At 61.3% G+C, this 12,109-nt stretch carries 8 protein-coding genes; 4 read left to right on the forward strand and 4 right to left on the reverse strand.

The features are described from left to right. Positions 1-56: 56 nt before the first annotated feature. The gene (gene lpdA / locus ACVWYF_RS17105; protein ID WP_457070211.1) at positions 57-1,451 is read right to left on the reverse strand and encodes a dihydrolipoyl dehydrogenase; all 1,395 of its coding nucleotides are present in this window, start codon (positions 1,449-1,451) and stop codon (positions 57-59) included. 218 nt (positions 1,452-1,669) lie between these two features. Between lpdA and ACVWYF_RS17110 the strand changes: the two genes are divergently transcribed. Beyond that, positions 1,670-2,593: a tetratricopeptide repeat protein gene (locus ACVWYF_RS17110; RefSeq protein ID WP_457070213.1), complete on the forward strand. Its 924-nt coding sequence runs from the start codon at positions 1,670-1,672 to the stop codon at positions 2,591-2,593. A gap of 147 nt (positions 2,594-2,740) precedes the next feature. On the opposite strand, the gene ACVWYF_RS17115 is transcribed toward ACVWYF_RS17110, so the two are convergent. Then, entirely contained in the window at positions 2,741-3,982 is a 1,242-nt protein-coding gene (locus ACVWYF_RS17115; RefSeq protein ID WP_457070215.1) for an NAD(P)/FAD-dependent oxidoreductase, read from the reverse strand. Between the two features lie 145 nt (positions 3,983-4,127). Between ACVWYF_RS17115 and fabG the strand changes: the two genes are divergently transcribed. Further along, the gene (gene fabG / locus ACVWYF_RS17120; protein WP_457070217.1) at positions 4,128-4,877 is read left to right on the forward strand and encodes a 3-oxoacyl-[acyl-carrier-protein] reductase; all 750 of its coding nucleotides are present in this window, start codon (positions 4,128-4,130) and stop codon (positions 4,875-4,877) included. A 69-nt stretch (positions 4,878-4,946) separates the two neighbouring features. Here the strand turns inward: fabG and ACVWYF_RS17125 are convergent, their stop codons facing one another. After that, positions 4,947-5,549, reverse strand: coding sequence for a DUF4304 domain-containing protein (locus ACVWYF_RS17125; protein WP_457070219.1), 603 nt, complete (start codon positions 5,547-5,549; stop codon positions 4,947-4,949). 54 nt (positions 5,550-5,603) lie between these two features. On the opposite strand from ACVWYF_RS17125, the gene ACVWYF_RS17130 reads away from it, so the two are divergent. Beyond that, complete coding sequence (locus ACVWYF_RS17130; RefSeq protein ID WP_457070221.1) at positions 5,604-6,281, forward strand: YiiX family permuted papain-like enzyme; 678 nt, start codon at positions 5,604-5,606, stop codon at positions 6,279-6,281. Here the strand turns inward: ACVWYF_RS17130 and ACVWYF_RS17135 are convergent. Then, on the reverse strand, positions 6,278-9,268 hold the full coding sequence (locus ACVWYF_RS17135) for an InlB B-repeat-containing protein (RefSeq protein WP_457070223.1): 2,991 nt from the start codon (positions 9,266-9,268) through the stop codon (positions 6,278-6,280). The two genes, ACVWYF_RS17130 and ACVWYF_RS17135, sit on opposite strands and share 4 nt — an antisense overlap. A 741-nt stretch (positions 9,269-10,009) precedes the next feature. Here ACVWYF_RS17135 and ACVWYF_RS17140 point away from each other — a divergent pair. After that, positions 10,010-12,091, forward strand: coding sequence for a VWA domain-containing protein (locus tag ACVWYF_RS17140; RefSeq protein WP_457070225.1), 2,082 nt, complete (start codon positions 10,010-10,012; stop codon positions 12,089-12,091). The last annotated feature ends 18 nt before the right edge of the window (positions 12,092-12,109 follow it).

Consider the following 12,109-nt stretch of genomic DNA (forward strand, 5'->3'; position numbering starts at 1 on the left):
GCAATGAGGCCCGGCTGATTTAGCCGGGCCTCATTGCTTCCTGGCAAGCTAAAATACTACAGGTGAATCACCTCGCCATACGCGGCGGCCGCCGCTTCCATAATGGCTTCCGACATGGTGGGGTGCGGGTGGACGGCCTTGATGATTTCCATACCGGTGGTTTCCAGCTTACGGGCCACCACTACTTCGGCAATCATTTCGGTCACGTTCGCGCCAATCATGTGGGCACCGAGCCATTCGCCGTATTTCTTGTCGAAAATGACTTTTACGAAGCCATCTTTCACGCCAGCGGCGCTGGCTTTGCCCGAGGCTGAGAAGGGGAACTTGCCCACCAGCACGTCGTAGCCTTTGGCTTTGGCTTCGGCTTCGGTGTAGCCCACGCTGGCGATTTCGGGCGAGGCGTAGGTGCAGCCGGGGATGTTCTGGTAGTTGAGCGGCTCGGGGTGGTGGCCGGCGATTTTCTCCACGCAGATGATGCCTTCGGCCGAGGCTACGTGGGCCAGCGCGGGGCCGGGCACGATGTCGCCGATGGCGTAGATGCCCGGCACGTTGGTCTGGTAGAAGTCGTCCACAATCACGCGGCCGCGCTCTACTTTAATGCCCAGCTCTTCGAGGCCGATGTTTTCGAGGTTGGTGGTCACGCCCACGGCGCTCAGCACCACGTCGCACTCAATTACCTGCTCACCCTTGGCGGTTTTCACGGTCACATGGCAGCCGACGCCGCTGGTGTCCACCTTGGTTACTTCGGCGCTGGTGAGCACGTTCACGCCGATTTTGCGGAACGACTTCTCCATCTGGCGCGATACTTCCTCATCCTCCACGGGCACGATGCGGGGCAGGAACTCCACCACCGTCACCTCCGAGCCCATGGTGCGGTAGAAGTAGGCAAACTCGACGCCGATAGCACCGGAGCCCACTACCACGAGGCGTTTGGGCAGCTGCTCCATTGTCATAGCCTTGCGGTAGCCGATGATTTTTTTGTTGTCAACCGGCATCGTCGGCAGCTCGCGCGAGCGGGCTCCGGTGGCCAGGATGATGGATTTAGCTTCCACCATTTCCTTGCTGCCGTCGGCCTTAGTCACCTCCACTTTGCCAGGGGCCAGCACTTTGCCGGTGCCCATCACGGTTTCGATTTTATTCTTTTTGAACAGGAAGTTAATGCCCTTGCTCATGCCGTCGGCCACGCCCCGGCTGCGGCCGATGACAGCCCCGAAGTCGTAGCCCACGCCTTCGGCCTTCAGGCCATAGTCGGCGGCGTGGTTGAGATACTCGAACACCTGCGCCGACTTGAGCAGGGCCTTGGTGGGGATACAGCCCCAGTTGAGGCAAATGCCACCCAGCGACTCGCGCTCGATAACGCCCACTTTCAAACCCAGTTGCGACGCCCGAATGGCGGCTACGTACCCGCCGGGGCCGCTGCCGACCACGACCAAATCAAATTGCAATGCCATAGAATACTGCGAAAGAAAAAAGAATACGGGTCCGGCTGGGGGACCCACCCATTTCGAGCCGTAAAGATAGCCGCCGCGCCGCGTCGGGATTGTAGTCGCCGGTGGGTTATCTTGCCAACAAGATTTTGGCGCGGTCTGTGCCAGCAGCCAATTTTCTGATTTTCCCGTACAAGGCCCGGCTACGGCACAGCTTGCCGTCGCTACACATTCTGCATTCCATGAAATCACATTTTCGCGCTCCTGTGGCAGCCCTTGGGCTGCTGGCTTTCCTTACCAACTGCGCTACCACCGTCACCGAAAAGGAGAAGCCGGGCAACACCAGCCAGCTCATGACCATGCCGCCCGTAACCGACGCCCGCCAGCCCGACTCGACCGGCGCGGCCACTTCGGCGGCGGATGCCCGCACCACCGGCGTAGCCAATGGTATTGCCGCTACGCCCGGTACCGCCGTGGCTTCGGATGCGGCCTCGGCTGCCGCGCTGGCCGCCGACCGGCCCGACCCGAATGCGCTGTCGGCCACGGCGGCCTCAGCTGAGCGCGAAAAGGAGAAAAAAATGACGCCCCTCGACTACCGCAACATGCTGGCCAACGCCGATGCCATCATCAAAGTAGAGCCCAAGAGCTCGTTGGCTTACCTGCAGCGGGCCAAGGCCAAAAGCTACCTCAAGAACTATGCGGAGGCACTGCCCGACTACGCCACGGCCATCAAATACCAGCGCAACAACCCCGATGCCTACTACAACCGCGGCGTGAACCGCCTGATGATGAAGCAGTACAAGTCGGCGGCTACGGACTTTTCGGGGGCCATTAAGTACCGGCCCGATGACAAGGAATCGTACTTCGGCCGGGGCGTGGCCAAGATGCAGATGTACCAGTACAAGCCCGCCGTGGTCGATTTCACTAAGGCCATCCAGCTCGATTCGACCTACGCCGATGCCTGGGAATACCGCGGCATCAGCTATTCCTCGTTTGATAAGCTCTCCGAAGCCCGCCGCGACCTCGAAAAAGCGGCCAAGCTGAACCCAGAAGCCGCCAAAAGCCTGCGTCGCTACGTGGGCAACGAGGAAGGCAAAGCGCCCATCAAACCGGCCCCGGTGGCGCGCCCAGGCACGGGCTACCACCCCAAGCCCGGCCAGCATTAAGCAGTAGCTTGGCCTCTGCGAGTCCGAGTGCGAGCGCAACGAGCATCCCGCGTTAAGAACTGCCGAGCTAATCGCAAGGCAAAAGCCCGAACCTGAGCAGACGCGGCATGCTCGCTACGCTCACAACCCGGACTCGCAGATTCCAAGCTACTTGCCGCCGAAAAACAACTTGAAGTAAAAGCTCGGCTTGCGGAGCCGCTCGCGCAGGTCCAAATCCATGAACATCATGGACAAGGTTTCGGCCAGCGTGGGGTTGTTCACGGCGCGGTTGGCGATGATGTTGAAGAGGCTGGGGAAGTTGAGCAGCCGCTGCATCACGCGGCTCAGGCGCAGCTCCTGGCCGAGGCGGTTGTACACGGCTTTGTCGTAGTTTTTAAGGAACTCGGGGCTGAAATCGGCTTTTTTCACCGCCTCCACCGCCCAGATGGCGGCGTGCCGGCCGCTCACCATAGCGTGCGAAATGCCCTCGCCCGAAAACGGGTCGATGAGCGAGCCGGCATCGCCGAGCAGGAAATACCCGCCCCCCGACAGCGCCCGCCGCTTCGAGCCCAGCGGCAGGCCAAAGCCTTTGACGGCCCCCAGCCGCGTGGCTCCAGCGAAGCGCGGGGCCAGTGTGGGGTGCGTGGCCAGAATCTCATCAAGGCGCTGGCGCAGGTTCACCTTTTTATCGGCCACGGCTTTTGAGAGCATGCCCACGCCTACGTTGGCCTGGCCGTTGGGCAGCGGGAACACCCAGAGGTAGCCGGGCAAGAAGTCCTTGATGAAGTGCAGCTCGATGAAATTATCGGGACTGAGGCCGCTCACGCCGTCATAATAAGTGCGCAGGCCGGCGCAATGGTGGTCGGGCTCCAGGGCGTGGCCAGCCACTTTGCGGGCGAAATCCGATTGGGCACCGTTGGCCACCAGCAGCAAGCGGCAGGTGGCGACTTCGTGGCCGGCTTTATCAAATAATTGCCAGCCGGTGGGCGTGCGCTCGGTGCGGGCCACGTCCACGTTTTCGCGGAAGTCTATTTCGGGCCGCTGCCGCACTTCGTCGACCAGGAAATTATCGAAGTCGATGCGCTTGGCGACGTGGCCGGCGGTGTGGTCGGTGGCTTTATCGAACTTGGGCTTGAAGGGGATGGCGAGCTTGCGGCCGTTGGGCGCGATAAAGTCGATGCCCCAGCTGGGAACCTGGATGGGCGAGGCGGCCAGCTTGGCGTGCAGGCCGGGCTCAATGCGCTTCAACTCATTGATAACCTTACCGCTGAGGGCATCGCCGCAGATTTTGTCGCGCGGGAAGGCGGCGCGGTCCAGCAGCAGGCAGCGCTGGCCAGCGTTGGCGAGGTGCAGGGCGGCGGTGGCCCCGCCGGGGCCCGCGCCCAGGATGCAGATGTCGTGGTGAAGCATAATCTGGGGCGAAGTTAGCCCGATGTAGCTGCCCGTAGCGCGAACTTTCCAGTTCGCGGCCCCGCGCCATTAAAGCCCTATGCGAGTCGTCCGGGGACGCGAACTGGAAAGTTCGCGCTACGTTCGCGCTACTTACCTTCGCCCCATGACCAACACACTCACCGGAAAAGTGGCCCTCGTGACGGGCGCTTCCAAAGGAATTGGCCGCGCCATCGCGGCGCATTTTGCCCAGCTCGGCGCCGATGTCGCCTTCACGTATTTGTCGTCGGTGGAAAAGGGCCAGGCGCTGGAGGCTGAGCTTTCGGCCGCCGGCACCAAGGTAAAAGGCTACCGCTCCGACGCCTCCGACTACGCCCAGGCCGAAAAGCTGATTGAAGACGTGGTGGCCGATTTTGGCAAGCTCGACATCCTCGTCAACAACGCCGGCATCACACAGGACGGCCTGCTCATGCGCATGAGCGAGCAGCAGTGGGACAACGTGCTCACCGTCAATCTCAAGTCCGTCTTCAACCTCACCAAAGCCGCCACCAAGCCCATGATGCGCGCCAAGGCCGGCTCCATCATCAACATGACCAGCGTGGTGGGCATCAAGGGCAACGCCGGGCAGGCCAACTACGCCGCCAGCAAAGCCGGCATCATCGGCTTCACCAAATCGGTGGCCCTGGAGCTGGGCTCGCGCAACATCCGTTGCAATGCCGTGGCCCCCGGCTTCATCGAAACCGAAATGACCGACGCCCTCGACCCCAAGCAGGTAGATGAGTGGCGCAAAGCCATTCCGTTGAAAAGAGGCGGCCGGCCGGAGGACGTGGCGAAGGCCACCGCATTTCTGGCCTCGGATGATTCGGCCTACATCACCGGCCAAGTGCTGCAAGTGGATGGCGGGATGCTGACGTAGCAGGGAATAAGTGGCTTCAAATTAAAAGGACACCGCGCTATTTCTGCCCGGTGTCCTTTTAATTTGAAGTCAGACCTCAAGCCCACGCCTTTTCGCCTCCGCATTCATCTTCACTCGCTCAGTAGGATTACCGATTGGTTGAGTTACAAATGCTTTGAAAACATCTTTTGCTTTGGCTAAGTCTCCTAACTCGGCATAAGTAAGCGCAACATCATAAGCGCAGGTTTGGCCGGGTGGATAAACTTGTTTTTGGGCAGTCAAACAGTCTTCCAATTCCACAATTGAAGCGAACCACTGGATGATATCAGTCACTTCAGTTTCGACTATTTCCTCAAGCTGCTTTATCGCTGTTTCACCACTGACGGCATAGGGTTGATGCCGCCCAGTTAAAGCCGATGCTCGAAACCCAAACTGACAATGTTCAATCTTTGGCTTTTTAGGAAGTGGCCATGCAAGCCGCCATCCATACGTCAACGGGAAAAACAACCCAATATTTATATCGAATGACGCTGAAAGGGCACTGTTAAAATGGCTGTTTTGGATGTTGAATATTTTCGCAAAACCAACCTCTCCCTTCCAGAATGTATTGCCCTCAATGGTAAAGCCTGCTGCTTTAAAAGCAGGCCTGATTTTATTTTTGACAAGCTGATTCACCAATTCTTTTGGAGCCATTTCTCTATTGCATTTAGCTTAGCAAAGGTGAGACACAAGTACCAAATGCTTCCAATGAAACGCTGGCTCCTCCTCCCCTTCCTGCTCCTCACCACCCTCGCACTCGCCGCCTACCCGCGCCTGCACCGCCGGCTGCTCCGCTACCAAAGCCACCGCGCCGCTGAAGCCACCACCGCCCAAATCACGCCCCAGCTCCACGACGGCGACCTGATTTTCCACACCTCCCAATCGGCCCAAAGCCAAGCCATTCAGCTGGCCACGCACTCGGCCTGGAGCCACTGCGGCATCGTGTATAAAGAGGCCGGAAACTGGCAGGTGTTTGAGGCCGTGCAGCCGGTGAAACTTACGCCGCTGGTCGATTGGGTGGCGCGGGGCCAGGGCGGCCACTTCGTGACCAAGCGGCTGCGCGACGCGGCCACCGCCCTCACGCCCGCCGCGCTGGCCCGCCTCAAAGCGGCCGGGCAGCCCATGCTGGGGCATAAGTACGACCTGTATTTCGGTTGGTCCGACGACCGGATTTATTGCTCCGAGCTTATCTGGAAAGTGTACGAGCGCGGGCTGGGCCGGCAGCTGGGGCAGCTCCAGCACCTGCGCGATTTCGACCTGAGCAACCCGCTGGTGCAAGCCAGGCTGCGTGAACGATATGGCGATAAGCTGCCGTTGGATGAAACAGTTATTTCGCCGGTCAGCATCTTCACTAGCCCTGAACTGGTAACGGTGCTGGCTCGCTAAGGCCGCACCAGCTTGATTTGGGCGCGCTGATTCCACCCTTTCAGCAGCAGGTAATACAGGCCGGAAGCGGTTAGCTCGCGGGAAAAGTCAAGCCGCTGCGTTGCCCCGGTTAACTGACCGCTCGCCAGCTTCGCCCCGACTACCGACACCAGCGAATACGCTACCGGCCCCTGAAATTCATCGGGCAGCAGTATCCACAACCGGCCGTCGCTGGTCGGGTTGGGGAACACCTGGGGCGTGGCGATGCCGGTGGTGCTGCCCAACCGGGCTGCGACGGGGCTGCTGGCTGACGGCGCCGGCTGAGGTCCGTCGCCGCTGAAATCAGTCAACAGGGCAGTTCTGGCCGCGCCGGCAGTGCTCTGCCGCCACACTTCCACCCCCGACAAGTTGGCATAGCCGCCGGCGGTACTCAGCACCAGTGTGCCGCTGCTGGTGACGGGGGCGGTGTACGGCCCCAGCCGGCTCCAGCGCCCCACCGCCCCGCTGTTGTAGCTGGCCAGCACTATTTGGCCCTGCACGCGCACACTAAAGGTTTCCGGGCTGTTGTCCTCCCACACGTACGCATACACGGCGTAGGTGCCCGCCGGCACGTTGCGTAGCGTCGCATCGATGCTGGGGCCGTATACCGACGAGCGAATCATGCCGGCCCGCAGGGCATCGGTGGCCGGGTTCAGGGTAACGTTTTGATTTGCAAACCGCGTGCCCGTGACGGTGAAGTTGGCCGCCCCCGTGGCGGCTTCCCAGTTTTGGCCATCAAGCACCAGCGCATTGCCATTGATGTTCAGGGCACGGTAAAAAGTCAGTCCAGTACCGCTAGCGGCCGTGAACGTGGCCGTGATGACCTTGTTGGCCGTCATCGTCACGGTCAGCGGGTTGGTCGTGCCCGTCGCATCGCCGCTCCACCCCGTGAAGGTGTAACCTGTGCCAGGCGTAGCCGTCAGGGCTACGCTCGCCCCGCTGGCGTAGCTGGTCTGGCTGGGGCTTTTGGCCACCGTGCCCGTGCCCACTGCGTTGGTGGTCAGCGTATAAGTCATGGGAGGAATAGCCGTAAACGTGGCCGTAATGGTCTTATTGGACGTCATGGTCACGCTAAGCGGGTTGGTGGCCCCCGTGGCGTCGCCGCTCCAGCCGCTGAACTGGTAGCCGGTGGCGGGCGTGGCCGTCAGGCTCAAGTTTGTGCCGCTGGCATAGCTGGCCTGGTCCGGACTTTTGGTAACCGTGCCACTGCCAACGGTGCTGACGGTGAGGGCATAACTAGCCGTGGTCGCCTGGTTTGATACGCTGAAGCTGATACTGAGGGGCGTGCCGGCCGTGCCCCCACCGCCGCCCGCGCTGTACGGCGTAGCCGTGAGCGTGTAGCTGCCGACTGCCGGCGTCCAGGAATTGTATTTGCCGGCTCCATTGTCGCCAAATAATGCATAAGGGGCCGATGTTTCGGTCTGGTTCTGGGTTTGCGTGCCGCGCAGGGCGAAGACGACGCTGCCCACCGGGGACGGGTTGGTATTGGCCCGGACGTTCAGGTGGGTAGTGGGCAAGGTGGCCAGGTTGAGCACTGCGCCCGTTGAGACTATCTGAATATCCACGTTGGTATCAGTATTCACCAGCGTATAGCTCACAACGCTTTGGCCATTAGGCGTGAAAGTGGCCGTAATGGCCTTATTGGCCGTCATGGTGACGGTGAGCGGGTTGGCCGTGCCCGTCGCATCGCCGCTCCAGCCCGTGAAGGTGTAACCCGTGCCGGGCGTAGCCGTCAGGCTCACGCTCGCCCCACTGGCGTAGCTGGCCTGGCTGGGGTTTTTGGCCACCGTGCCCGTGCCCACGACGTTGGTGGTCAGCGTGTAAGTCGTGGGAGGAATAGCCGTAAACGTGGCCGTAATGGTCTTATTGGCCGTCACCGTCACCAATAAAGGACTGGCCGTGCCCATCGCATCGCCGCTCCAGCCCGTGAAGGTGAAGCCCGCTGCCGGGGTGGCCGTCAGGCTCACGCTCGTGCCACTGGCGTAGCTGGGTTGGTCCGGGCTTTTGGCCACCGTGCCGCTGCCGGCGGCCGTCACCGTCAGGGAATAATTGGAGGGACTAGCCCCAGTATTCACTTGGTTGTAAGCCACCTGCTGCAAGGCCACGGCATCGGCCGGCGCAATGCCCAGGTCGGCGGCGGCAGTTTCCCCGGCCCCAAGGGTGCGCGGGTCAACCCCCGCAATTTGGTACAGCAACACGCAGGCACTCAGGTACGAACCCCATTTGCTGGCGTGAAAATAATTGGACCACAGGTCGAGCTTCCCGGCCGTGGGGTTGTAGGGATTCGTCAGGGCCACCCCCGTTTGCATGGCCAGCTGCCAGGCATCGCCCACGGGAGCCACCGCTTCAAAATGCCCGTTCTGCGTAAAAGCCTGATTGTAGCCATTGTGCAGGTCCGTTCCCATGGCGGTAATGGGCTGGCCCGAGTACGGCTGGCCGGCCGGATAGGTCAGGTCGGCGCGCGCCCAGGTTTCGTAGAGGTAGACTTTTGCCGCCGCGTTCACCGAATGAATTGCCTGTTCCAGCTGCGTGGTGTAGTTGAAAAAATCGGCCTGGTTGCCGCCTTTGTTCACTGGCAACGGGGCCGTGCTCAGCTCCTGGAGCACCACTTTGTCCCAGCCAGCCTGCCGAATAACGGAGAGCGCGTTGGTGTAGTGATACGTCAGGTCCACCCCGTTGATGGCTTCGATATGCACTTCATAAGCCAGCCCAGCCTCGTCGGTGAATTTCTTGAAAATGCCCGGCACACCACCCCAAGGCCCTGAGTCGTCGCTTTCGTGCCGGGGAGAGGTGGTGGGCTGGCCGTAGTTTTCGTCCGTAATGGCGGCACTGTTGTAGTTCAGCGCCGGCGCGACGTAGCCGTGCGTGAAGCTGTTGCCCACAAACAGAATGCGGGATTGGGCCAGCAACGTGCCGGGGCCTGCCAGCATAGCCAGGCCAGTGCAAAAAACAGCAAGTAGCAATTTCAAATCACGAAAGGGAGTGTACGGAATTGACATGGCGCATTAGGTAAAATGATTTATAAAGTATATGTTACTATGTTTTAGAATCCAAGTCATGCGCTGCCAGGCCCTAAAGCATGTATTAGCGGCTGGCTGGCGGTAGTAAAAGGGGGCAGCGACGCAGGGGCTCAGCGGCGCTTGCGCGCAGGCGGTGCAGAGGGCTGACAGGTAACGGGTAATATCTCGGCCATTTTCATGGGCTTATGCGACTTCGCCCGCCCCGAAGTCGGCGATTAGGAGGCCTTCAGCCCTTGGCAGCGTTTGGTTCGAGAACCCTAGAACCACCGGGCAAAACCGTCTTTTTCAGAATATTTGTTGGTTTTCATTCAGTTATAAAGTCCAAACGCTCCCCTTTTACAGCGGCAAGCATTTTATAATATTATAAATAATTTATCTAAATATTAATATTTTTAATCACGTATTTTCTTATTTAATCTAAGTTTGCGGTCATTCTGGGCCGTAAGAACCACGCCGACGCACCCTGATTCTGAAAAATGGAACGCCCGAAAAGGGAAATCCGGCCGGCCGCGCTTCGGCTTACCGGCCACCGGGCCTTGCCCCCTCACGCGCCGGCCGGGGGCATAACTTTGTGGGCAAGCCGGGTACCCGGCGGCGAACGGCCGGCGGTGCGCAGCCGTTGAAGCAGCGGCCGGCTGCAACTTTAGCGGCGCGAGCCGACCTTTAGCGCTGATTCAATCCGATTTCCGTTTGCTGACCACTCAATATTCCTCCTGGTTCATCCTGCTCTGCCTGGCCGTGGGCGCAGGCTACGCGGCGCTGCAATACTCGGCCAAAGCGCCCTGGAGCAAGCAGCGCAACTACGCGCTGGCGGGCCTGCGCTTCGCGGTTGTAAGCTTTTTGTGCTACCTGCTGCTGGCCCCGTTCATCCGCACCACCACCACGCGCACCGAAGCGCCCACGCTGGTGCTAGCCGTCGATAATTCACAGTCGGTAGAGCTGTTCACGCCCAAAAACGTGCTTGACCAAGCCACCACCGGCCTCGCCCGGCTGGCCGAAACGTTGCGCGGCAAGGGCTTCACCGTCGAAACCCGCACCCTGAACGCCCCGCCCGCTCACCCGGCCCGGCTCGATTCATTGCGCTTCTCGGCCGCTACCTCCGACCTCGACCAGCTACTGGCCGGCACCCGCGAGGCCTACGACGGCCGCAACCTGGCCGGTGTGGTGCTCCTCAGCGACGGCCTTGTGAACCAGGGCCGCAGCCCTGCCTCTTCCGAATTCAGCTTCCCGATTTACACCGTGGCCGTGGGCGACACCATCCCCAAGCGCGACCTGCGCCTGACCGACCTCACCTACAACCGCGTGGCCTTCAGCGGCAATAAATTCCCCATCGAAGCCGAGCTGGGCTTTGAAGGCTACGCCGGCGGCGCGGCCACCGTGGAGCTGCGCGAGGGCAACCGTGTGCTCGACTCCCGCCGCGTGGCCCTGCCCGCCGGCCGGCGGCGGGTGCGCGCCACGTTTCAGCTGACCGCGCCCGCGCCGGGCAAGCGGCACTACGAAGTCCGAATCGTGCCCCAGCCCGGCGAGTTTACGGCGCTGAACAACGCCCGCACGGCCTTCATCGAGATTGTGAAGGGCAAGCTGCGCGTGCTGCTGGCCGGCGCGGCCCCGCACCCGGATTTGAAAGCCCTCCGCGCCGCCATTCTGGCCAACGACAACTTCGACCTCACCCTGGCCCTGCCCGGCGTGACCCCGTTGAAAGCGGGGGCCGACTTCGACGTGGCCATCCTGCACCAACTACCGGCCCAGGACGGGCTGGGCAGTGAGATTCTGGCCCAGGTGAAGGCCCGGCGCACGCCGGCACTCTACATTATTGGGGCGCAGTCCGATTTGGGCGCTTACAACCAACTCGGCGCGGGCCTCACCATCCAGCCGCGCGGGGCGCAGACGGATGAGGTGACGCCGCTGCCCAACCCCGGCTTCGCCCGGTTTGCCACGGATGAGGAATCGGCCCGCCGCTTTGCGCAGTATCCACCCACGCCGGTGCCGTTCGGCGAGTTGCGGCTGGGCGCGGGGGCCGAGGCGGCGCTGTGGCAGCGCGTGGGCCGCGTGCCCACCCAAAAGCCGCTGCTGGTTTTTGGTGGCCCCACCGACCGCCGCCAGGCCACGCTGCTCACCGAGGGCAGCTGGCAATGGCGCCTGAGCGAAGCCGTGGCCCACGACGACAAGCCCGAAGCCTACGACCGCCTCATCATTCGCACGCTCCAGCTCCTCACCCAAAACGCCAACAAAAAGCACCTCGACGTGTACCCCACGCAGGACGTGTTCGGCACGCAGGACGACGTGACCCTGGGAGCCGAAACCTACAACGCCGTTTTCGAGCGCCTCTACAACCAGCAAATTGACCTAATTTTAACCGACGAAAAGAAGCAGGCCCGCCGCTTCTCCTTCGCCAACCCGGAGGACGGCTCGCCCCTGCACCTGGGGCCGCTGCCGGCCGGCCTCTACCGCTTCCAGGCCCGGGCCACGCTGGGCGGCCAGGCCCAGCAAGACGCCGGCGAGCTATTGGTGCAGGCGCAGCCGCTCGAAGCCCTGGAATCGAAGGCCGACCACAACCTGCTGGCGCAGCTCTCGCGCCGCAGTGGCGCACGGCTGTACTACCCCGCCCAAATCGACAAGCTGGCCCAAAACATCATCAAGGCCAACTACAAGCCGGTGATTACGGCCGAGGAAGACCTGAAGGACCTCATCAATCTGAAGTGGATTTTCTTCGTGATTTTAGGCTTTTTGACGGTGGAATGGGCCGTGCGGAAGTATTCGGGCAGCGTGTAGAGACGCGTAATTGCGTCT

Source organism: Hymenobacter sp. UYAg731, from assembly GCF_054061335.1.